Origin of the sequence: Streptomyces chlorus (genome assembly GCF_042655885.1) — a bacterium.
GTDB lineage: Bacteria > Actinomycetota > Actinomycetes > Streptomycetales > Streptomycetaceae > Streptomyces > Streptomyces chlorus.
In genome coordinates this window covers 67,688-89,303 of sequence record NZ_JBHSOA010000051.1, presented here as the reverse complement: position 1 = coordinate 89,303, position 21,616 = coordinate 67,688, and the positions used below count along the sequence as shown (strand labels likewise).

Here is a 21,616-nt window from a genome sequence, read left to right as displayed (position 1 = left end):
TTGTGCCGGAGCGGCAGCGGGGCCGACAAACGGGAGGGTGTGCTGTGGATCTGGCCTTGCTGCGGACCTTCGTAACCGTGCACCGAGCCGGTTCCTTCACCCGTGCCGCCGCCCTGCTCGGCCTCTCCCAGCCGGCGGTGACCTCCCAGATCCGGACCCTGGAGCGGCAACTGGGGCGGCCGCTGTTCCTGCGGCAGGCCCGCGGCGTAACACCCACGACCATCGGGGACGAACTCGCCCACAAAGCCGCGCCCCACCTTGACGCCCTGGTGGAAATCACCGAGACCGGGCTCGACGAGGATTCCTCCTCGCGGACGCTGCACCTGGCAGGACCTCTGGAGTTCACCTCCGAGCGGGCAGTACCCGCGCTCACCGCACTGACCCGGAACGGCCAGAGCTTCGCTCTGCGCGCCTCCTTCGGAACCGCCGAGGAGACGCTGGAAGGGCTGGCCGCCGGGCGACACGATCTGGCCATCAGTGCGGTCCGGCCACGCGGCGCACTGCTTTCGGCGACTCCGCTCTGCGACGAGGAACACGTCCTGGTCGCCGCGCCCCGCTGGGCCGAGCGGTTCGGTGCCGGCATGGTTCACCCCACCGGGGTGTCCGCTCTGGAACAGATCCCGGTGATCGAGGTGCACGAGTCGCTCCCTCTCGTCTCCCGTTACTGGGCCTCCGTCTTCGACTCCCGGCCTGTCACCGCGGGCGCCGTCGTCGTCCCAGATCTACGCGCGGTGCTGGCCTGCACCGTCGCGGGTGCCGGGCTGGCTGTGCTGCCCCGGTATCTGTGTGCGGCCGCACTCGAGCGGGGGGAGGTTACCGCCCTGCACGAGCCCGCGGTGCCGCCGTTGCGTACGTACTTCCTGGTGGTCCGAAACGGCACCCTGGCCATGCCACATGTCGCACGCGCTCATGAGGCACTGCAGCAGGCGGCCACCGACTGGTGCTGACCCTCCGGCCGGGCGGCCCACGCCGGAAATCCGGCCGGTGATGTGTCGCGATGTTTCACGTGGCACAAGCTGGGCCACATTTCCTCCATGACCGTCCGACCCGTGGTCAAGCGCACCGCTCGAGCCGTTCTGCTGGACGGCGACCACCTGATCCTGATCAAACGCACCAAGCCCGGCGTGGATTCCTACTGGGTCACCCCGGGTGGCGGTGTCGAGCCGGAGGACTCGACCGTCGTCGACGCTCTCCACCGAGAGGTGTACGAGGAACTCGGCGCCAAGATCACCGATGTGGTGCCCTGCTTCGTCGACACGGTGGAGCACATCGGCGCGGACGGCGGCGCCACCGGTGTGAAGGTGCAGCACTTCTTCGTCTGCCACCTCGAGTCCATGGACCCGTCCTTGCGGCACGGCCCAGAGGTCGACGAGCCTGCCGGCGAGTACCAGATCGTCCGCGTACCGTTCACTCGCGTGGGCATCGCCTCCGTCCACCTCGTCCCGCTGTCGCTGCGGCACTATCTGGACGGCAACATCGAGGGTGTGCGCGCCCTGCAGGCCCCCGACCTGGACTGACCCACTCGACAACTCACCGGTTTTGCGCGTTTCACGTGAAACATCCCGTATCTGCGACCGCGTCCCGCGTCCGCCTCTGCGTGACCGAAAGGTCGCCTCGATCTTTGGAAACAAGTGGACGCCGCCAGTCGACGTCGGACAGCCTGACCTGCGTGCCGACACCTCCCCCTGCTTCTCTGCCCATCCGTCGCCTGACACTCCGCGATCTCTCCGCCTGCGCCGACTTGTCCGAGGACCGGGGGTGGCCACGCGAAGAGCACAAGTGGGGACTCCTCCTCTCCGCCGGGAAGGGCTACGGCATCGATGATCCCGACGGCGGGCTGGCCTCCGCCTGCGTCGTCACCGAGTACGGACCTCAGGAACAACCCACACTCGGCGCCATCGGCATGGTTCTGGTCGCGGAACGGCATGCCCGGCAGGGCGTCGGACGCCATCTGATGCGCCGCGTGGTCTCGGCCATGGACTCCACACCACTGACACTGCACGCGACGTCAAACGGCCGCCCGCTCTACGAAAAGCTCGGTTTCAAGGTCACCGGCCGGGCTGAGATGCTCCGCGGGCACTTCGTCCCGGGCGCGGGCGAACCCGTAGCGGGGGTGTCCACCCGAGCCGCGACCGCCGGGGACCTGCCCACCCTCCTCCGGCTCGACGAGGAGGTGTTCGGGGCGGACCGCACACACATCCTCACCCGGCTGCCCGCATTCGCCGACCAGTTGCGCGTGGCCGAGGAAGACGGCCGGATCGTCGGCTACGCCGCCGCGTGGCCCAATATGGACACCCACGTCGTGGGCCCACTGATCGCCCGTGACACCCTCACGGCCACGGCGCTCCTCGCCTCGCTCGCCGCCCACACCGACCGGCCGCTGCGCACCGACATCGACGTGCGGCACGAAGAGTTGCTGGCCTGGGCAAAGGGCCACGGTCTGGAATCCATCGCCTTCAACGCCGTGATGACGTACGGAATCACGGAGCTACCCGGCGACTGGACTCGAAGGTTCGCCCCTGTGACGGTCGCGGCAGGCTGACTCCTTCCGGGCACGGCGACGCCGGTTCCCGGAAGCGTCGGGAACCGGCGTACGCACCATGGGCACCGCAGGTCCTAGACGAGCGTGTCCACGGCGGCCGTGGCGAAGGAGTGATCCTGCTCCGGTGCACCGCCGCCGACGCCGATCGCGCCGATCGGACGGCCGCCACGCCGGACGGGCACGCCCCCAGCGATGAACAGCAACGGCCGGTCCAGTGCGGTGGGCAGGGTGTGGAAGATCCCTCCCGGCTGTACGGCGTCGACGAGGTCGGCGGTGGGCGCGTTCAGTTGAAGAGCGGTGTATGCCTTGCGGGTGCTGGTCTCGCCGGAAATCAGCACGGCACGGTCGTCCCGCCGGAAGGCGAGCAGATGCCCGCCCGCGTCCAGGACGGTCACGCTCACCGTGACCCCGGCGGCTTCGGCGGCCTGGTGCGCGGCCATGACGAGGGCCTCGGCGTCGGCGGTGGTGAGCGGGGCGACAGCGGTGGTGGTGCTCATGAACAGGTACTCCTCGGTGTACGGGTGATGCCGCTTGAAGCGGTGAGGTCCGTGAGGGAAGTGATGCCGGTGGTGAAGGTGATGTCGGCTGGGGCGGCAAGGGGGCCTGCTTGAAGGTGAAGGGGCCGCCCTCGCACCCTCCGTGTCCACAGGCGTCCCGGTCAGTGGGGGATCGCGGCCTGCGGCTCGGCGGGCACCTGGTCGGCGTCCACGGCGCTGAGGGCCTTGTCACGACGGTCGAGGGCGGCGGAGACGAAGGCCAGCACCAGGGCGCTCGCGGCGAGGACGGCGCCGACCCAGTTGGGCGCGGTGTAGCCGAGGCCCGCCGCGATCATCAGGCCACCGAGCCAGGCGGACAGGGCGTTGCCGAGGTTGAAGGCGCCGATGTTCACGGCCGAGGCCAGCGTGGGGGCACCGTGAGCCTGGTCGAGAACACGCTTCTGCAGAGGCGGAACGGTGGCGAAGCCCAGGCCGCCGATCAGGATGATCGTGACAGCCGCCAGGACCTTGTGGTGTGCGGTCAGGGTGAAGAGCGCGAGGACGACGGCGAGAGCGCCCAGGGACACGTACAGCAAGGGCATCAGGGCGCGGTCCGCGTACCTGCCGCCGACGAGGTTGCCCCCGACCATGCCCAGGCCGAAGAGGACCAGCAGCCAGGTGACGGATCCGTCCGCGAAGCCGGCGACCTGCGTCATCATCGGCGCGATGTAGGTGATGGCTGCGAAGACACCGCCGAATCCGAGGACGGTCATCGCCATGGCGAGCAGTACCTGGACGTTCTTGAAGGCGGCCAGTTCATGACGTAGCCGTACGCCCTCGGGCGCGGGAAGGTCGGGAACGAGCCCGGCGATGCCGGCCAGTCCGATGACACCGAGCACGGCGACGAGCCCGAACGTGATGCGCCAACCGGCCGACTGGCCGACAAGGGTGCCCAGGGGGACACCGACGACATTGGCCACGGTCAGCCCGGTGAACATCAGGGCGATGGCTCCGGCCTTCTTGTGCGGGGCGACCAGACCTGCCGCCACCACCGAGCCGATCCCGAAGAAGGCGCCGTGGGCCAGCGAGGCGATCACCCGCCCGAGCAGCATGAGACCGAAGACCGGGGCCAGGGCCGAGAGCAGGTTCCCGGCGATGAACAGGCCCATCAGCAGCATCAGCATCCGCTTGCGGGAGATCTTGGTGCCGAGCACGGTCATCAGCGGGGCGCCGAGCATGACACCCAGGGCGTAGCCGGTCACCAGATGACCGGCCGTGGGGACGGAGACGCCGAAGTCGCCAGCGACCTCGGGCAACAAACCCATGATCACGAACTCGGTCGTTCCGATCCCGAAGGCCCCGATCGCGAGGGCCAGAAGCGCGAGAGGCATGAGGAGACAGCCCTTCCCAAACGATTACAGAATGACTTTGCGCGCTCCGACAATAATTGCATACGCGGACTACATGCAAACGCGGGCTATTTCGTTACTGTTCTACCCTGGTTCCAGCAGCTCCTGGACGGAGGGAAACGCCCATGACAGCCACGGACCCCACACTCACCGCCCTTGCGCAGGGCTGGTGCGCGCTCTCCCTGCTGCACGGGAGAATCGAGGCCCACATCGAGCGGGCTCTCCAGGCCCACCACGATCTGAGCGTGCGGGAGTACTCCCTGCTCGACGTGCTGAGCCGACAACACGACGGCGAGGGGGGGCATCTCCAGATGAAGCAGGTGGCAGACGCGGTCGTACTCAGCCAGAGCGCCACCACCCGCCTGGTCACCCGACTCGAGGACCGTGGACTACTGGAGCGCTACCTGTGCCCCACGGACCGGCGCGGCATCTACACCAACGTCACGCAGGCCGGCCTCGCTCTTCTCGAGAGGGCACGGCCGACCAACGACTCCGCACTGCGTGAGGCGCTCGACGCGGCGGCGAAGAACCCCGACCTGGCCCCGCTGGTCCGCACGGTGGAGACACTGAAGGCGTCCGTACCGGCATGAGCCGACCGCGTCGGCACGTATCTGCGTAAGGTGCCGCCATGGAAGATCTTGAGATACGCTCCGCGGCCGCCCACGATGTCCCCGCGATCGTCGGCATGCTCGCGGACGACACCTTGGGGGCGCAGCGCGAGTCTCCGGACGACCTCGGCCCGTACCTGGCCGCGCTGGAGCGGCTCAGCGCCGATCCGAACCAGCACCTGGTCGTCGCAGTCCACAAGGGCCGTGTCGTCGGCACGCTCCAGCTCACGATCGTTCCCGGGCTGTCCCGTCGCGGCTCCACGAGATCGATTATCGAAGGCGTCCGCATCCACGCCGACGAGCGCGGCAGCGGTCTGGGGACCCGGCTCATCGAGTGGGCCATCGGCGAATCCCGCCGTCAGGGCTGCCAATTGGTCCAGCTGACCTCCGACAACACCCGCACCGATGCCCACCAGTTCTACGAACGGCTCGGCTTCTCGGCTTCCCATGTGGGCTTCAAGCTGGCCCTGTAAGGACGACGGAGGGCTGTTTCACGTGAAACAGCCCTGGGGGGATCCCCGGAGGCTCCTAAGCCCTCCGAGACACCCCCGGGCAGGCTGGGTGTACGAGCCCTAGCCGATCCCCCGCCATCCCTCAGGATCCACTCCACCCGGCACAGAAGCCCCGTCCTCGTACGGCTGACGGCTGAACACGAAGGACCCGAGGTCCAGATGGCTCACCGATCCGTCCGGCCGCCGTACGGGCTTCAGAAGCTCTCCGGCGTAGTAACCCTCCAGTCCGGTCCAGGTTCCGTCGCCGTTCGAGCGGAAGCGGGCACGACGGCCCGTGCCGGACAGCGGCTCCAACGACAGCAGCCCGTCGGCCGGCAGCCGCAGAGCGAAGCCCTGCGTCCCCCAGTACCACTGGCCCACCAGCTCCAGCACCGTGGAATCAAACTCCCGCAATGGCCGCCAGGGAGCAGGGATACGAGGTTCCGCCTCGGCGACGATCCGGACGAGATCGGCAGCGACCGGGAACAGCATCGGCCCCGAAGTGCAGTTGGCCAGGACCACCGCGGCCACGTCGTCCTCCACTCCGATCGCAAGACAGGCGAGGAAGCCCGGCAGCGATCCGGTGTGCCCGACGAGAGCCCGCCCGTCCCGGTGACGCAACTCCAGCCCCAGGCCATAGGCATAGCCGCTCGCCACGTCCGTCGCCTCTGCCGGTGCCGCAGGTCTCCTCATCTCCCGCAACGACTCGATACTCAGTACGCGTGCATCCCCGTTGGTCAGGAAGGCCGCGAAACGCGCCAAGTCACCTGTGGTGGACCAGAGTTGTCCCGCCGGCGCCATCCGCCCGAGGTCCTCGGCCGGCTCGCGCAGCATCACGTCTGCCCACGGATGCACCGCCCAGCCACCCGCATGCGGCGTCTTCGGGCGCACACCCGTCCGGCTCAGGTTCAAGGGCTCAAGCACGTCACGTCGGAGTACCTTCTCCCACGTGGCACCGCGCAGCTTCTCCACGACCGCGCCGAGCAGCGCGTATCCGGGGTTCGAGTAGTGGAACCGCCGACCGACCGGGTGCACCAGGGGCTGCTCGCCCAGGACATCGGCCAGGTCGGGCCGCAGTGAGCCGGAGGTGCGCTCCCACCAGGGCCCCGGCGTCTCGGCCGCCAGACCACCGGCGTGCGAGAGCAGCTCGGCAAGGGTCGCCTCCCCCACGCCCGTACCCGGCAGGTATTTCTCCAGCGGATCCCCGAGGTCGATTACCCCCTCATCGCGCAACTGGAGAACCAGTACGGCGGTGAACGTCTTGGTGATGGAGCCGATGCGGTACTGCACGTCCTCGTCCGGCGCATGCCCCTCCACCGACGTCCGCGCCCCTGTCCATACGGCCTCTCCACCCCGGACCACGGTCGCGACGAGCGACGGAGCACGCTCCTCCGCCTGGGCAGCGGCAATCCGGTGCAGCAATGCCCGACGCGTACTGGCCAGCAGTTCTTCCTGATGAGTCGTCATACCCTCAGTTCACCAGGTGCGGGCTCCGCCCGTAGGAAGCCGGCAGCCGGACGCCGGAGCGGCCGGCGCCGCGTCCGTCCTGGATGTTCGTCAGCGAGAGCAGACCACGCTGACAAGCATGAAGGAAGCGAAGAAGGTTCCCTCGGAAAGAGAGGTGAACCAGCGACGGCCACGTTCTTCGTCGATGTGACCTTCCTGGATGGCCTGTTGCATGTTGCGGCCCAGTCCCAGTGTGTAATCCGCGTCCTGGAAGTCGAGAAAGACCGGTGTCGCGGCGATCACCGTCTCGACGGTGAAGCCGGCTCGCTCGGCGTGGCGGGCGAGGCTGCGGCCGATGGTGGCGTGACGGACCACTTCCGAGGTGGTATAGCGCGTGAAGGCGCGGCTTGTGCCGAGATCCTCCGCGTCGACGATCAGGGTGTCCCAGTCAGGTTCGGCAAGACCGATCCGCGCACCTGACCGGGTGACCGAGTGGAGTTGCGCCAGGACATCGGCGGGCTCGGCGACGTGCATGAGAACCCGATCGATCTTGGCCCGGTCCACTGACCCCGGCGCGACGGGCAGGGAGTGAGCGTCTCCCTCCCGGATCTCCACTGCCGACAGGTCTTTCGTGCACCGACGGGCCTCGGTGAGCATCGCCGGGTCACGGTCGACTCCGATCACCGTGCCGCTGACGCCGACGCGTTCGGCCAGCGCCGGCAGGTCGGCACCCGGACCGCATCCCACGTCGAGTGCTGTCTGCCCCGGCTGGACGTCCAGCAGATTCATCAACTCCCACTTGTAGCCGTGGCCGGCACCGGCTGCCGCTCGGAGCATGTAGGCGGCCTGGTCAGGTCGGGAGACACCGAGAGTCGTGGACATACGGAAGAGTCAACAGTGCGGCTGATGGCGGTGCTACCCGGCAGGTAGGGAATCGGTCAGGTCTGTGCCATGTCCACGAAGCGGGAGTAGTGGCCCTGGAAGGCGACCGTGATGGTCGCCGTCGGGCCGTTTCGGTGCTTGGCCACGATCAGGTCGGCCTCGCCCGCGCGCGGGGACTCCTTCTCGTACGCGTCCTCGCGGTGCAACAGGATGACCATGTCGGCGTCCTGCTCGATGGAACCCGACTCACGCAGGTCGGAGACCATCGGCTTCTTGTCGGTGCGCTGCTCGGGACCACGGTTGAGCTGGGAGAGCGCGATGACCGGGAGCTCCAGTTCCTTGGCGAGCAGCTTGAGGTTACGGGACATGTCCGAGACCTCCTGCTGACGGCTCTCCGCCCGCTTGGAGCCGCCGGACTGCATCAGCTGGAGGTAGTCGATGACGACCAGCCGCAGGTCGTTGCGTTGCTTCAGCCGACGGCACTTGGCGCGGATTTCCATCATCGACAGGTTCGGGGAGTCGTCGATGTAGAGCGGTGCCGCCGATACGTCCGGCATCCGGCGCGCCAGGCGGGTCCAGTCCTCGTCGGTCATCGTGCCGGACCGCATGTGGTGGAGGGCAACCCGAGCCTCGGCGGACAGCAGGCGCATCGCGATCTCGTTGCGCCCCATCTCGAGCGAGAAGACCACACTCGGCAGGTTGTGCTTGATGGACGCGGCACGGGCGAAGTCCAGCGCGAGCGTGGACTTGCCCATCGCGGGACGCGCGGCAATGACGATCATCTGCCCCGGGTGCAGCCCGTTGGTGAGCGAGTCGAAGTCCGTGAACCCCGTGGGCACACCGGTCATCTCACCGCTGCGTGAGCCGATCGCCTCGATCTCGTCGAGCGCGCCCTCCATGATGTCGCCGAGCGGGAGGTAGTCCTCACTGGTGCGCTGTTCCGTGACGGCGTAGATCTCGGCCTGCGCCCGGTTGACGATCTCGTCAACGTCGTCGTCGGCCGCGTACCCCATCTGTGTGATGCGGGTACCGGCCTCGACCAGGCGGCGCAGCACGGCGCGCTCGTGCACGATCTCCGCGTAGTACGCCGCGTTGGCCGCCGTGGGCACCGTCTGGACGAGGGTGTGCAGATACGAGGCCCCGCCGACCTTGTTGATCTCACCGCGTTTGGTCAGCTCCGCGGCGATCGTGATGGGGTCGGCCGGCTCGCCCTTCGCATAGACGTCGAGAACGGCTGTGTAGACGGTTTCGTGAGCCGGCTTGTAGAAGTCGTTGCCCTTGAGAATCTCTACGACATCGGCGATGGCGTCCTTGGACAGCAGCATGCCGCCCAGAACGGACTGCTCGGCCTCGAGGTCCTGCGGCGGCACCCGCTCGAACGTAGAGCCCGTGCCGTCCCATCCGCCGGAATCCCGGCCGCGCTCGTGCTGCTCGTCACGGCCGCGGCCTCCATTTTCATGGCGCCGGGAGGCGGGCAGACGATCACTGGGTCCGCTGTCGGCCCACGGGTCGTCCAAGGGCTCGGAAATGCTCACCGAGCCACCTCCTCCCGTCCGCCGAGCGGACCTCACCGTGCCCCTCTTTCTACGGCACGGCACTGACAAATAGGACGCCCGACTCCGGTTGTCGCGCGCCGGTTTTATGACTTTTTGGAAACCGGCAGACGGAGCGGGTGCCGGACCACCGTAGGCCCCTCTGCACCGTCAGCCAATCTGGTTATCCACAGGGCATGTGGACGACCGGCCCAATGCTGTGGAGAAGTCCGCCAAACCTGTGCACGACCCGGTGGACAGCCCTGTGAACAAGACCCTCATTGATCCGCAAGGAGGGCTCTGAGCTGGCATTTCCTCATCCACCGCCTGTGCAGAACAAAAAAAATTCCTCTCCGGCCAAGATCTCCCCAAGCCCTGTACGCAAGCACACACCCTGCGCCATCACGTAAGGGTCTCTGGTGCATTGCATCTCTTACCTGTGGACGATTAGATTGGTGCGCATGACACAGGCCCCCGCGCGCCCTCGAGCCGTCCGACGGCAGCACGACCGCGAGATCATCATGCTGGCCGTACCGGCATTCGGCGCCCTCGTCGCCGAACCCCTTTTCGTCATGGCGGACAGCGCCATCGTCGGCCATCTCGGCACAGCACAGCTCGCCGGACTCGGCATCGCCTCGGCCCTCCTGATGACCGCCGTCAGTGTCTTCGTCTTCCTCGCCTACGCCACCACGGCCGCCGTCGCCCGGCGAGTCGGTGCCGGCGACCTCCCCTCAGCCATCCGCCAGGGCATGGACGGAATCTGGCTCGCTCTGTTCCTCGGTGCCGGTGTCGTCGCCGTGGTCTTGCCCACGGCACCCGCCCTCGTGGATCTGTTCGGCGCCTCGGACACCGCATCCCTCTACGCGATCACCTATCTGCGTATTTCCTCACTCGGCATACCGGCCATGCTGATCGTGCTCGCCGCGACCGGTGTCCTGCGCGGACTGCAGGACACCCGGACCCCTCTCTACGTCGCCGTCGGCGGCTTCGCCGCCAACGGCGTTCTCAATGTCGCGCTGGTCTACGGCGCCGGTTTCGGTATCGCGGGCTCCGCCTGGGGCACGGTCATCGCCCAGTGGGGCATGGCCGCTGTCTATCTGATCGTGGTGCTGAGGGGCGCGCGCAAGCACGGCGCCTCACTACGCCCGGACCTCGCGGGGATCAGAGCCTCCGCCCAGGCCGGTGCGCCCTTGCTGGTACGGACCCTCTCACTCAGGGCCATCCTGATGATCACCACCGCCGTCGCTGCCCGACTCGGCGATTCCGACATTGCGGCTCACCAGATCATCCTCTCCCTATGGAGCCTGCTCGCCTTCGCGCTGGACGCCATCGCGATCGCCGGGCAGGCCATCATCGGCCGCTACCTGGGAGCCGGAGACGCCCAGGGTGCCCGCCAGGTATGCCGTCGCATGGTGGAGTGGGGCTTCGCAGTCGGGGCCGTCCTCGGTGTGGTCGTGGTGCTCGCCCGGCCGGTCTTCCTGCCTCTGTTCACCAGCGATTCCACGGTCACGAACACGGCACTGCCAGCTCTGATGATCGTCGCGCTGTCCCAACCGATCTCCGGCATCGTCTTCGTTCTGGACGGGGTGCTGATGGGTGCGGGCGACGGGCCGTACCTGGCATGGGCGATGCTGGTCACTCTGGTGGTCTTCGCTCCGTTCGCCCTGCTGGTCCCGGCGTTCGGAGGTGGGCTCACCGCACTGTGGGGAACGATGACGCTCATGATGACCGTTCGGCTGCTGACCCTGTGGTTCCGTACCCGCTCGGGCCGCTGGGTCGTCACCGGCGCCGCACTCTGACCGCTTCACGTGAAACCCCGCGTTTCACGTGAAACGACGATGGGGCCGCACCCGAAAGGTACGGCCCCATCCCCCTGCTACAACGAGCAGCACTTACTCCGAGACAACTTCGAGGTCGACCTTGGCGGCAACCTCGGGGTGCAGACGCACGAACGTCTCGTGGGCGCCGAGGGTCTTGATCGGCGCGCCAAGCTCGATGCGACGCTTGTCGACCTGGGGACCGCCCGCGGCCTTGATCGCGGAAGCGACGTCGGCCGGCGTGACGGAACCGAAGAGACGACCGGCGTTGCCTGAGCGGACCGCGAGGCGGACCTTGACGCCCTCGAGCTGGGCCTTCACCTGGTTGGCCTGCTCGATGGTCTGGATCTCGTGGATCTTGCGAGCGCGACGGATCTGCTCGACGTCCTTCTCGCCACCCTTGGTCCAGCGGATCGCGAGCTTCCGCGGAACCAGGTAGTTGCGAGCGTAACCGTCCTTGACGTCGACGACATCGCCCGCGGCGCCGAGGCCGGAGACCTCGTGGGTGAGGATGATCTTCATGATTCGGTCACCCTTCCCTTATCGCGCGGTGGAGGTGTAGGGCAGCAGCGCCATCTCACGGCTGTTCTTGACAGCCGTGGCGACGTCACGCTGGTGCTGGGTACAGTTACCGGTCACGCGACGGGCACGGATCTTGCCGCGGTCGGAAATGAACTTCCGCAGCATGTTCGTGTCCTTGTAGTCCACGTACTTGACCTTGTCCTTGCAGAATGCGCAGACCTTCTTCTTCGGCTTGCGCACAGGCGGCTTCGCCATGATGTATCTCCTGTGTGATCAAGAAGTGTGGTGCGGCCCCGCCTAGAAGGGGGGCTCGTCCGAGTAGCCGCCGCCACCGCCGCCGCTGCCGCCGGAGCCTCCGCCCCAGCCGCCACTGCCCTGGCCGCCGCCACCCTGCTGGCCGCCGGCGGGAGCGCCGGATGCCCAAGGGTCGTCGGCCGGAGCGCCGCCACCCTGCTGGCCGCCGCCGGAGCCTCCGCCCCAGCCGCCACCACCCTGGTTGCCGCCACCGCCGTAACCACCCTGGCCACCGCGGCCGGTGGTCTTGGTGACCTTGGCCGTGGCGTTGCGCAGGCTGGCGCCGACTTCCTCGACGTCCAGTTCGTAGACCGTGCGCTTGACGCCCTCACGGTCCTCGTAGGACCGCTGCTTCAGCCGGCCCTGCACGACGACGCGCATGCCTCGCTGGAGCGACTCGGCGACGTTCTCCGCCGCCTGACGCCAGACCGAGCAGGTCAGGAACAGGCTCTCGCCGTCCTTCCACTCATTCGTCTGGCGGTCGAAGGTGCGGGGAGTCGACGCGACACGGAACTTCGCGACGGCCGCACCGGACGGGGTGAAGCGCAGCTCGGGGTCATCGACAAGGTTGCCGACAACCGTAATGACGGTCTCGCCTGCCATGGGGGAACCTCTCGGCGGGTTTGCTGCTGGCTGCTTGTGCTGCTACTCGGATCCCGAGACCAGCTGAGCGGAAGGGCTCAGTGGTTCTCGGGGCGGAGGACCTTGGTCCGGAGGACCGACTCGTTCAGGTTCATCTGGCGGTCGAGCTCCTTGACGACCGCAGGCTCGGCCTGCAGATCGATGACCGAGTAGATGCCCTCGGGCTTCTTCTTGATCTCGTACGAGAGACGACGACGCCCCCAGGTATCGATCTTCTCGACCTTTCCGCCGCCGTCCCGGACGACAGAAAGGAAGTTCTCGATCAGCGGGGAGACAGCACGCTCCTCGAGATCGGGGTCGAGGATGACCATCACCTCGTAGTGACGCATGTGGAACCCACCTCCTTTGGACTCAGCGGCCACGGTCGTTCCGTGGCAGGAGGGTCGTGATGCGTTGCGCAACGATGCCCGTCAGTAGAACAGCCGCCACTGACAATCGAGGTCGGGTGGCGGTTTCTCCAGGTCGGCCGGGACGGACCCGTGGTCCTGTCCTGAACGTGACTGGATCTGTCCGAACAGACACCGGTGCAGACGGTACAGAGTACCCGCACAGCGGCTTCCGGTTGAAATCCGGCCCGGAAGCCCGTCAGTCTGTACACATCGGGTGTGTACGGCGCTACGATGCGCCGCCTTTCGCAGGAGGTGCCCATGGCACAGGCATTGCGACCCAACACCGCCGGAGGCCTTTTCGCCACGGACGGCAAGCCCCACCCAGTCCAGGACACCCTGCTCGCGGTAACCCTGGTGCTGGGGGTCACGTCCCTCGTCACCGCGATGTTCCACCATCTGCACCTGCTCAGCTCCTGGGCCGGCCTGGTGGGAATCCTCACCGGCGCGTACGGCCAGTGGATCTCGGAGACGACGCGGGGTCGCTTCGGCCTGATCCTGGGGCTGGGCGCCGCGGCGATCGGTTTCTTCCTCGGCATGTCGCACGGCGGCCTGTTCGGCGGGGTCATCGACTGACACCGGGCACCTCCTCCCGCATACCGTGGAGCGCCCCGGCCGTGACGGGCCGGGGCGCAGGTCCCGTGCACCCAACCGGGGCGCACCCACGGCGCAGTAGGCTTCGCGCGAGAGCCGGAGCCCCTGAACCCATGGGGACACACCAGCCCGAGGAGCGCCCCGAATGAGCCTGACCCTGAGGACCATCAGCCGAGAGCAGCATCTGGCATACATCCAGAGCCTGCCGTCGGCGAGTCACATGCAGGTCCCGGCCTGGTCGGACGTCAAGGCGGAATGGCGCGCGGAGAACCTCGGCTGGTTCGACGACCGGACCAGCGAGATGGTCGGCGCCGGCCTCGTCCTCTACCGGCAGCTCCCCAAGATCAAGCGCTACCTGGCCTACCTCCCCGAAGGTCCGGTCATCAACTGGTTCGCGCCAAATCTTCAGGAGTGGATCGAGCCGATGCTCGCGCACCTGAAGCAGCAGGGCGCGTTCTCGGTGAAGATGGGCCCGCCGGTGATCATCCGCCGCTGGGAGGCGACGACCATCAAGAAGGGCATCCAGGACCCGGACGTCAAGCGTCTGCGCGACCTGGAGGCCGACTTCATCGAGCCCCGTGCCTTCGAGGTCGCCGACAGGCTGCGCCGTATGGGATGGCAGCAGGGCGAGGACGGCGGGGCCGGTTTCGGCGACGTACAGCCCCGCTACGTCTACCAGGTGCCGCTGGCGAACCGCTCTCTGGAAGAGGTCCACAAGAACTTCAACCAGCTGTGGCGCCGCAACATCAAGAAGGCCGAGAAGGCCGGTGTCGAGGTCGTCCAGGGCGGCTACAACGACCTGCCCGAGTGGCAGCGGCTGTACGAGATCACCGCCGTGCGCGACCATTTCCGGCCTCGCCCGCTGTCGTACTTCGAGCGCATGTGGACCGCCCTCAACAGCGAGGACCCCAACCGCATGCGGTTGTACTTCGCCCGGCACAACGGCGTCAATCTGTCGGCGGCGACGATGCTGATCGTCGGCGGTCACGTCTGGTACTCCTACGGCGCGTCCGACAACATCGGCCGTGAGGTCCGGCCCTCGAACGCGATGCAGTGGCGGATGCTGCGCGATGCCTACGCGCTCGGCGCCACCGTCTACGACCTGCGCGGCATCTCCGACTCGCTGGACGAGACCGACCACCTCTTCGGCCTGATCCAGTTCAAGGTGGGCACGGGCGGCCAGGCCGCCGAGTACCTCGGCGAATGGGACTTCCCGCTGAACAAGCTGCTTCACAAGGCGCTCGACATCTACATGTCGCGCCGCTGACACCGGCTCCGCGCACAGCTCGCTCCACCAGCTCCCACAGCTCTCAACCCTCCGACACACCGCAGCCACGAGAAAGGTTCCAGGTCCGGCCATGGCGCTCACGCTTTACGTCGACACCGCGCGCTGGCGTGCGCACCACAAGCACGTGCAGCAGCAGTTCCCGGGACTCGTCCCGGTCTGCAAGGGCAACGGCTACGGCTTCGGACACGGGCGGCTGGCCGAGGAGGCCACCCGGCTGGGCTCGGACGTCCTGGCCGTCGGCACGACGTACGAGGCTGCCCGGATCAAGGACTGGTTCGGCGGCGATCTGCTCGTGCTGACGCCGTACCGGCGCGGCGAGGAACCCGTCCCGCTGCCCGACCGGGTCATCCGCTCGGTTTCGTCGATCGACGGCGTGTACGGCCTGGTCGGCGCCCGGGTGGTCATCGAGGTGATGTCCTCGATGAAGCGGCACGGCGTCAGCGAGCAGGATCTGCCCCAGCTGCACTCCGCCATAGAGAACGTCCGGCTCGAGGGTTTCGCCATCCATCTGCCCCTGGACCGCACCGACGGCTCGGACGCGGTCGAGGAGGTCATCGGCTGGATGGACCGACTGCGAGCAGCCCGCCTCCCCCTGCACACCATGTTCGTCAGTCACCTCAAGGCCGAGGAACTCGCCCGGTTGCAGCAGCAGTTCCCGCAGACGCGGTTCCGCGCCCGGATCGGCACGCGGCTGTGGCTGGGGGACCACGAGGCCACCGAATACCGTGGTGCCGTCCTGGACGTCACGCGCATAGCCAAGGGCGAGAGGTTCGGCTACCGGCAACAGAAGGCCGCGTCCGACGGCTTCCTGGTGGTCGTGGCGGGGGGCACGTCGCACGGGGTGGGCCTGGAGGCGCCCAAGGCTCTGCACGGCGTCATGCCGCGCGCCAAGGGCGTTGCCCGCGCCGGACTGGCCACGGTGAACAGGAACCTCTCTCCGTTCGTCTGGGCCGGCAAGCAGCGCTGGTTCGCCGAACCGCCGCACATGCAGGTGTCGATCCTGTTCGTGCCCTCGGACGCGCCGGAACCGCAGGTCGGTGAAGAGCTGGTGGCCCACCTGCGGCACACCACCACGCAGTTCGACCGGATCCTCGACCGCTGAGCGGCACGAGGCACGGGAGAGCGAGAAGGCAGGCGGGGAAGCCAGTGGCAAGCGCCTGAGCGGGCGCCAGGACAACGAGAAGGGCCGTGCACGGTGCTCCCGTGCACGGCCCTTCTCTCGTGCCTTCACCAGCATCCGGGGTGACCTGTCATCGGACCGGCCACCCGCCCGGCCTCCGGTCGTTCGCTCAGAGCGAACCGCCCGGGGCGTCGGCCTTGCCTCACTCGATCTGCGGCCCGTCGAAGTGCCCGGTGTCCCGAGCGGGCCGAGCAGCGGGACCGAGCACGAAGGCGTCCTCTGCCCCGTCCAGCACCCCACCCGAGGGATCGTCGCCACCGGACCGGCGCACCGGGTCCCGGTCCGGCATCAGGATGTCGCGCACGATCATGACGCACAGGTAGAGCGTCCCGAGCAGATGCAGACCGATGGCCCAGTGGTAGCCGTCGGCGGGCAGTCCCTTGTGGGCGTCTCCGCTGGTCGTGTACGCGAGGTACATCCAGATGCCGAGGAAGTAGGCCACCTCGCATGCCTGCCAGATCAGGAAGTCCCGCCACTTCGGCCGGGCCAGGGCGGCCAGGGGCACCAGCCACAGGACGTACTGGGGCGAGTAGACCTTATTGGTGAGGATGAACGCGGCGACGACCAGGAAGGCGAGCTGCGCGAAGCGCGGCCGGCGGGGAGCCGTGAGGGCCAGCGCGGCAACGCCCACGCAGCACAGCAGCATCAGCAGTGTGGCAAGGGTGTTGACGGTCTCGGTACTGAGCGGGTCGGACGAGTTCTGGGCGATGATCAGCCAGAAGGACCCGAAGTCGACGCCCCGCTCCTGGCTGAACGTGTAGAACTTCGACCAGCCGTCGAAGGCGAAGAACATCACCGGCCCGTTCACCACGGCCCAGGCGACGACGGCACCCCCCAGGGCTTTCCCGAACTCCCGCCAGCGTCCGACACGCCAGCACAACACCAGCAGCGGTCCCAGGAGGAGCACGGGGTAGAGCTTGGCGGCCGTGGCCAGCCCCAGGAGAACTCCGAAGGCAAGAGGCCGGCTACGCGACCACATGAGCATCGCGGCGGCCGTCAGCGCGACCGCCAGCAGGTCCCAGTTGATGGTCGCGGTCAGGGCGAAGGCCGGCGCCAGGGCGACCAGCAGGCCGTCCCAGGGCCGCCGAGCGTGCGTACGGGTCACGCAGACGGCGATGACGGCCGCGCACACCATGAGCATCCCGGCGTTGACCATCCAGTACCACCGCTCCTGGTCCTGGATGCTCCCGCTGCCGGGGGTGAGCCAGGACGCGACCTCCATGAACACACCGGTCAGCACCGGGTACTCGAGGTACTGCATGTCGCCGGGGAGCTGGTCGAAGTACGGTACGAGGCCGTCGGCGAAGCCCCGTCCCTGGTAGAGGTGCGGGATGTCCGAGTAACACGCGTGGGTGTACTGGGAGCCGGCGCCGAAGAACCACGCGCCGTTGTAGCAGGGCGCCTTCTGGACCAAGCCGAGGGTGAACATACCGATCGCCACGAGCGCGATCACCCGGACCGGGGTCCACCAGGACGTCCCCAGCAGGGCACGCCGCCCGAGCGGGCCGCCGATCAGCTCACTACCGGCCTTGGCGACCTTGTCCTCCCGGGTCGGCTCCACCAGCTCCGGCTCGTGGACGCTCGCTTGCGTCGATTCTCCACTGGGCATGCCGCACATCCTGCCGTACGTGCCGGGGCCTATGCCGAGGGCCGCCGCACCCGAGGGGTACGGCGGCCCATGTTTCACGTGAAACACCCAAGTCGGGCGAAAGTGCGGCTACCCGGCCGGGCCTCCAAAGAGACTGCCGCTTCCGTTGCCGTTGCCGTTGCCGTTGCCGTTGCCGTTGCCCCGGTTGGTGCCTTCCTCTTCCGACTGCGAAGCCGACGGTGAACTGGTCACCCCGCCGTCCGTGCCGCCGGCGTCCGAGCCACCTGGCCCGGTGCCGCCCGTGTCGTCCTCGCATTTGAAGTCGAAGACTCCACAGGTGGTGGTCTCGGTCTGCGTGGGGCGACTGGGCTCCGGCTCCGGCTCCGGCTCCGAAGTGGTCGGGGACGCCGACGGAGTCTCCTCCTCGGTCTCCGAGGGGGAGGGAGTCGCGGTCGGCGACGGAGTGTCGTTGACGATCTCGCCAATGGGCTCCGGCGTCGGGAAGGGCAGAGCCTTCTGGCCCTTCAGCGCGGCCTCCATGTAGTCGGCCCAGATCTCGGACGGGAACGAGGCGCCGTGGATCTTGTCCTGGTCGCCCGTGCCGTACATCTTCAGGAACTGGCGGTTCTTGATGCTCTCGTCATCGGGGTACCGGAACATGCTGATCGCCGTGGACAACTGTGGGGTGTAGCCGACGAACCAGGCGGACTTGTTGCCGTCCGTGGTGCCGGTCTTGCCGGCCACCTCGCGGCCCTCGAGCTGGGCGTTGGTACCGGTTCCGTCCTCGACGACGGTCTTCAGGACGTCCGTGACGTTGTCGGCGACCTGAGCGGTGAACGCCTCCTCGGTCTTGGTCTTGTGCGTGTAGACCGTGCCGTCCTTGTCCGTCACCTTCTTGACCGAGAACGGATCGCGCTGCTCGCCACTGGCCGCGAAGGTGGCGTACGAACCCGCCATGCGGATCGCACTGGGGTTGGAGGTACCGAGGGAGAACGACGGGTAGTTCGTTCCGGCGAGGCTGCTCTCCAGGAGTCCGGAGTCCACCGCGGAGCTCTTCACCTTGTCCAGGCCGACATCCACGCCGAGCTGGACGAAGGAGGAGTTCACCGAATCCCGCATCGCCTCACGGAGATCGATCTTGTAGTCGGGCGCAGTGCCGTACGACTCGTCGCCGTCATTGGTCTGCTCCCACTGCTTGCCCTTCTCGTTCTGCCAGACCGAACCGTCGTATTCCTTGATCTTGAGCTTGTTCTTGCCGCTGTACAGGCTCTTCTCGGACACCTTCGTACGCTCGTCCTGGGCCTGTACCGGGTCCCCCTCGGGGTCCCGGACGCCCCACTTCATGGCGGCCGCCAGTACGTACGGCTTGAACGTCGAACCGACCTGGGCACCGGTCGCGTCGGCGTTGTTGGTGAAGTGCTTGGTCGCGTCGACGCCGCCGTAGATGGCCACGATCGCCCCGGTCGCCGGGTCCACCGAGGCCCCGCCGAACTGGACGTGGGTGTCCGTCTTCGGGCGCTCCTCGGGCTTGATGTTCTTCTTGTAGATCTTCGTGACCGACTTCTCGAGCGCCTCGACCTTCTTCTTGTCGAAGGTCGTGTAGATCGAGTAGCCGCCCTGTTCCAGCTGTCTGGCGGTGATTCCGGTTTCCTCGCTGTTGTTGACGATGTACGCCTTGGCGAGGTCCACGAGGTAACCGATCTGCCCGCTCAGCGCGGTGTTCGACCGGGGGTTCTGCCACTTGGGCAGTTTGGTGTACTTGGCCCTGATCGCGGGATCCAGACGGTCGTACTCGACCATCTTTTCCAGCGTGTCCTGCATCTGGGTCAGGGCGCGCTTCTTGTTAGCCTCGGGAGTGGCGCCGACCGGGTCGATGGAGGTCGCACCCGCCGGATCGTAGTAGGTGGCGCCCTTGAGGATCGCCGACAGGAAGGCGCACTCGCCTTCGTTGAGTTTGAATGCGTCCTTGTCGAAGTACGCGCGGGCGGCGGCCTGGATCCCGTAGGCCCCACGTCCGTAGTACGCCGAGTTCAGGTAGCCCTTGAGGATCTCGTTCTTGTCAACAGTGGTGCCCACCTTGATCGAGACGAACATCTCCTTGGCCTTTCGGGAGATCGTCTGCGACTGGTCGTCCAGCATGGCGTTCTTGACGTACTGCTGGGTGATCGTGGATCCGCCCTGCGTCTCGCCACCCCTGGCCATGTTGAACACGGCGCGGGCGATGCCCCTGGGGTCGATGCCGCTGTCCTCGTAGAAGGTCTTGTTCTCCTGGGAGATGACCGCGTTCTGCATCGCCTTGGGGATCTGCTCGATATTGACGTTCTGGCGGTTGCGCTCACCACCCGTCGCGACCATCTGCGTGTCGTCGGCCCAGTAGTAGACGTTGTTCTGTGCCTTGGCGGTCTTGGCAACATCGGGCACGCTCACCAGTGCGTACCCGATCCCCGCGGCGGCCACCATGCTGCCGAAGAACGTGATGCACAGCCCGGTGGCGAGCCTCCAGGACGGCATCCAGCGACGCCAGCCCTCCTTGTCGTGACGCGGATAGTCGATGATCCGCTTCTTGCCGGGAGGCGTCGACCGCCCCCGGCCGGGCCCGGTGGAACCGGCCCGACGGCCCCCGCCTCTCTGTGCCGCGCGTCGTGCTTCGGCGCGGCTTCCATAGGTATGGCCCTCACCACCCGAGTCGCGGGAGTCCGACTCATAGGAATCGGACGGAGACCCGGTGGCGCCTCGCGGTGCCGCGCGGCGGCCGGAGGACGAGCCGGACTGGCCGCGCCGGGCTTCGGCACGTCCGCCTCCCTGCGGCTGCGGCGGTTTGCGACGGTGCTCGCTCATCGAACGACTACTCCTCGGGCAGGCGCCTTCTCGCGCGCCTGGAAACGGCAACTGGTTTCCGGTCCCCCCGAAGTACGGATGCGGTGGACCCCGCATTCATCCCGTACTGCACCAGGGACGAGGACGCCCCCACGCGTAGCTCGGTTCCCGGTGTTGTGCATGGCGCACAGACTACGCACCGCCAAAACCCGCCGAGCACAGAAGTTCAGCTCAAATCAGGCAACTTGCTCGCATTGAATCGGGGATGTGATCCCGTTCACCACACCCCCTCTTGCCCCAGCCGCAAGGTCGTTCTATCGTCATGATGTATCGAGTCGATACATCAGCTCGGCATAAAGATGGCGATGAGCCACCCAAGAGACCGTCACGGCACGACCGCGACAGAGAGGAGGCGACGATGAGCCGGCGTTCCGGGATCCTCGAGTTCGCCGTCCTCGGCCTGCTCCGCGAGTCCCCGATGCACGGCTATGAGCTGCGCAAACGACTCAATACGTCACTGGGTGTGTTCCGTGCCTTCAGCTACGGAACGCTCTACCCCTGCCTCAAGACGCTGGTCGCCAACGGCTGGTTGATCGAGGAACCGGGGAACACCACCGAGGACGCCCTCGCCGCTCCGCTCACGGGTCGCCGCGCCAAGATCGTCTACAGGTTGACGGCCGACGGCAAGGAGCACTTCGAGCAGCTGCTTTCCCAGACGGGCCCCGACGCGTACGAGGACGAGACCTTCGCCGCGCGGTTCGCCTTCTTCGGACAGACATCACGCGACGTACGCATGCGTGTGCTGGAAGGCCGCCGCAGCCGGCTGGAGGAGCGCCTGGAAAAAATGCGCGCTTCGCTGACCCGGACCCGGGAGCGTCTCGACGACTACACGCTCGAGCTCCAGCGCCACGGGATGGAGTCCGTGGAGCGGGAAGTGCGCTGGCTGAACGAGCTCATCGAGAGCGAGCGGGCCGGACGGGACCTGAAGGGTCCCGCCTCCGGGGCGCCCCCTCAACAGGACACCACATCTGGAGCGTCGGGCGACCTGCCCCGGCCCGGGGACAACCCCCGGACCGGTTCGCCCGACGACACCGCCACGTGA

General features: G+C 67.4%; 21 protein-coding genes. 10 read left to right on the top strand and 11 right to left on the bottom strand.

Translation table 11 applies throughout. The features are described 5' to 3' along the window. Window positions 1-44 precede the first annotated feature (44 nt). The 3 genes from ACFPZI_RS23015 to ACFPZI_RS23005 all read left to right on the top strand — a co-directional run bounded on the left by ACFPZI_RS23015 (window position 45) and on the right by ACFPZI_RS23005 (window position 2,542). Window positions 45-947, top strand: coding sequence for a LysR family transcriptional regulator (locus ACFPZI_RS23015; protein WP_381366055.1), 903 nt, complete (start codon window positions 45-47; stop codon window positions 945-947). Window positions 948-1,034: 87 nt separating this feature from the next. Continuing rightward, window positions 1,035-1,517: an NUDIX domain-containing protein gene (locus ACFPZI_RS23010; RefSeq protein ID WP_381366052.1), complete on the top strand. Its 483-nt coding sequence runs from the start codon at window positions 1,035-1,037 to the stop codon at window positions 1,515-1,517. A gap of 152 nt (window positions 1,518-1,669) precedes the next feature. Further along, window positions 1,670-2,542, top strand: coding sequence for a GNAT family N-acetyltransferase (locus ACFPZI_RS23005; RefSeq protein ID WP_381366049.1), 873 nt, complete (start codon window positions 1,670-1,672; stop codon window positions 2,540-2,542). Window positions 2,543-2,616: 74 nt separating this feature from the next. Here the strand turns inward: ACFPZI_RS23005 and ACFPZI_RS23000 are convergent, their stop codons facing one another. Both ACFPZI_RS23000 and ACFPZI_RS22995 read right to left on the bottom strand, forming a co-directional pair. Further along, on the bottom strand, window positions 2,617-3,039 hold the full coding sequence (locus ACFPZI_RS23000; RefSeq protein ID WP_381366046.1) for a GlcG/HbpS family heme-binding protein: 423 nt from the start codon (window positions 3,037-3,039) through the stop codon (window positions 2,617-2,619). Window positions 3,040-3,200: 161 nt separating this feature from the next. After that, window positions 3,201-4,409: an MFS transporter gene (locus ACFPZI_RS22995; protein WP_381366043.1), complete on the bottom strand. Its 1,209-nt coding sequence runs from the start codon at window positions 4,407-4,409 to the stop codon at window positions 3,201-3,203. 143 nt (window positions 4,410-4,552) lie between these two features. Here ACFPZI_RS22995 and ACFPZI_RS22990 point away from each other — a divergent pair, with 143 nt between their 5' ends. Together ACFPZI_RS22990 and ACFPZI_RS22985 are read left to right on the top strand one after the other, a co-directional pair. Beyond that, window positions 4,553-5,017, top strand: coding sequence for a MarR family winged helix-turn-helix transcriptional regulator (locus ACFPZI_RS22990; RefSeq protein ID WP_381366040.1), 465 nt, complete (start codon window positions 4,553-4,555; stop codon window positions 5,015-5,017). Window positions 5,018-5,055: 38 nt separating this feature from the next. Then, window positions 5,056-5,508 carry a GNAT family N-acetyltransferase gene (locus ACFPZI_RS22985; RefSeq protein ID WP_381366037.1) on the top strand — a complete coding sequence of 151 codons (453 nt, stop codon included), beginning with the start codon at window positions 5,056-5,058 and terminating at the stop codon, window positions 5,506-5,508. Window positions 5,509-5,607: 99 nt separating this feature from the next. On the opposite strand, the gene ACFPZI_RS22980 is transcribed toward ACFPZI_RS22985, so the two are convergent. From ACFPZI_RS22980 to dnaB, 3 genes are all read right to left on the bottom strand, one after another. Beyond that, window positions 5,608-6,993: a serine hydrolase domain-containing protein gene (locus ACFPZI_RS22980; protein WP_381366034.1), complete on the bottom strand. Its 1,386-nt coding sequence runs from the start codon at window positions 6,991-6,993 to the stop codon at window positions 5,608-5,610. A gap of 90 nt (window positions 6,994-7,083) precedes the next feature. Beyond that, window positions 7,084-7,761, bottom strand: coding sequence for a methyltransferase domain-containing protein (locus ACFPZI_RS22975; RefSeq protein ID WP_381366032.1), 678 nt, complete (start codon window positions 7,759-7,761; stop codon window positions 7,084-7,086). Between the two features lie 149 nt (window positions 7,762-7,910). Beyond that, window positions 7,911-9,389, bottom strand: a complete 1,479-nt coding sequence (gene dnaB, locus ACFPZI_RS22970; RefSeq protein WP_381366029.1) for a replicative DNA helicase — start codon at window positions 9,387-9,389, stop codon at window positions 7,911-7,913. Between the two features lie 458 nt (window positions 9,390-9,847). Between dnaB and ACFPZI_RS22965 the strand changes: the two genes are divergently transcribed. Next, a complete protein-coding gene (locus ACFPZI_RS22965) occupies window positions 9,848-11,185 on the top strand; it encodes an MATE family efflux transporter (protein WP_381366027.1) in 1,338 nt (445 codons plus the stop codon). Between the two features lie 93 nt (window positions 11,186-11,278). Here ACFPZI_RS22965 and rplI read toward each other — a convergent pair whose 3' ends face one another. The 4 genes from rplI to rpsF form a co-directional block, all read right to left on the bottom strand. Continuing rightward, complete coding sequence (gene rplI / locus ACFPZI_RS22960) at window positions 11,279-11,725, bottom strand: 50S ribosomal protein L9 (protein WP_381366024.1); 447 nt, start codon at window positions 11,723-11,725, stop codon at window positions 11,279-11,281. Window positions 11,726-11,743: 18 nt separating this feature from the next. Continuing rightward, on the bottom strand, window positions 11,744-11,980 hold the full coding sequence (rpsR, locus tag ACFPZI_RS22955; protein ID WP_381366021.1) for a 30S ribosomal protein S18: 237 nt from the start codon (window positions 11,978-11,980) through the stop codon (window positions 11,744-11,746). A 42-nt stretch (window positions 11,981-12,022) separates the two neighbouring features. Further along, window positions 12,023-12,622: a single-stranded DNA-binding protein gene (locus ACFPZI_RS22950; RefSeq protein WP_381366018.1), complete on the bottom strand. Its 600-nt coding sequence runs from the start codon at window positions 12,620-12,622 to the stop codon at window positions 12,023-12,025. 77 nt (window positions 12,623-12,699) lie between these two features. Further along, entirely contained in the window at window positions 12,700-12,990 is a 291-nt protein-coding gene (gene rpsF, locus ACFPZI_RS22945; RefSeq protein ID WP_055571119.1) for a 30S ribosomal protein S6, read from the bottom strand. 318 nt (window positions 12,991-13,308) lie between these two features. Here rpsF and ACFPZI_RS22940 point away from each other — a divergent pair, with 318 nt between their 5' ends. From ACFPZI_RS22940 to ACFPZI_RS22930, 3 genes are all read left to right on the top strand, one after another. After that, window positions 13,309-13,623 carry a hypothetical protein gene (locus ACFPZI_RS22940; protein ID WP_381366015.1) on the top strand — a complete coding sequence of 105 codons (315 nt, stop codon included), beginning with the start codon at window positions 13,309-13,311 and terminating at the stop codon, window positions 13,621-13,623. Window positions 13,624-13,786: 163 nt separating this feature from the next. Further along, window positions 13,787-14,908, top strand: coding sequence for a peptidoglycan bridge formation glycyltransferase FemX (gene femX, locus ACFPZI_RS22935; protein ID WP_381366012.1), 1,122 nt, complete (start codon window positions 13,787-13,789; stop codon window positions 14,906-14,908). Window positions 14,909-14,999: 91 nt separating this feature from the next. Continuing rightward, complete coding sequence (locus ACFPZI_RS22930) at window positions 15,000-16,031, top strand: alanine racemase (RefSeq protein ID WP_381366010.1); 1,032 nt, start codon at window positions 15,000-15,002, stop codon at window positions 16,029-16,031. Between the two features lie 220 nt (window positions 16,032-16,251). Here ACFPZI_RS22930 and ACFPZI_RS22925 read toward each other — a convergent pair whose 3' ends face one another. After that, window positions 16,252-17,727 (bottom strand): glycosyltransferase family 87 protein, encoded by a 1,476-nt coding sequence (locus ACFPZI_RS22925; protein WP_381366379.1) that lies wholly within the window; start codon window positions 17,725-17,727, stop codon window positions 16,252-16,254. A 99-nt stretch (window positions 17,728-17,826) separates the two neighbouring features. Further along, window positions 17,827-20,535 carry a transglycosylase domain-containing protein gene (locus tag ACFPZI_RS22920; RefSeq protein WP_381366008.1) on the bottom strand — a complete coding sequence of 903 codons (2,709 nt, stop codon included), beginning with the start codon at window positions 20,533-20,535 and terminating at the stop codon, window positions 17,827-17,829. Between the two features lie 397 nt (window positions 20,536-20,932). Between ACFPZI_RS22920 and ACFPZI_RS22915 the strand changes: the two genes are divergently transcribed. Next, complete coding sequence (locus tag ACFPZI_RS22915; protein WP_381366005.1) at window positions 20,933-21,616, top strand: PadR family transcriptional regulator; 684 nt, start codon at window positions 20,933-20,935, stop codon at window positions 21,614-21,616.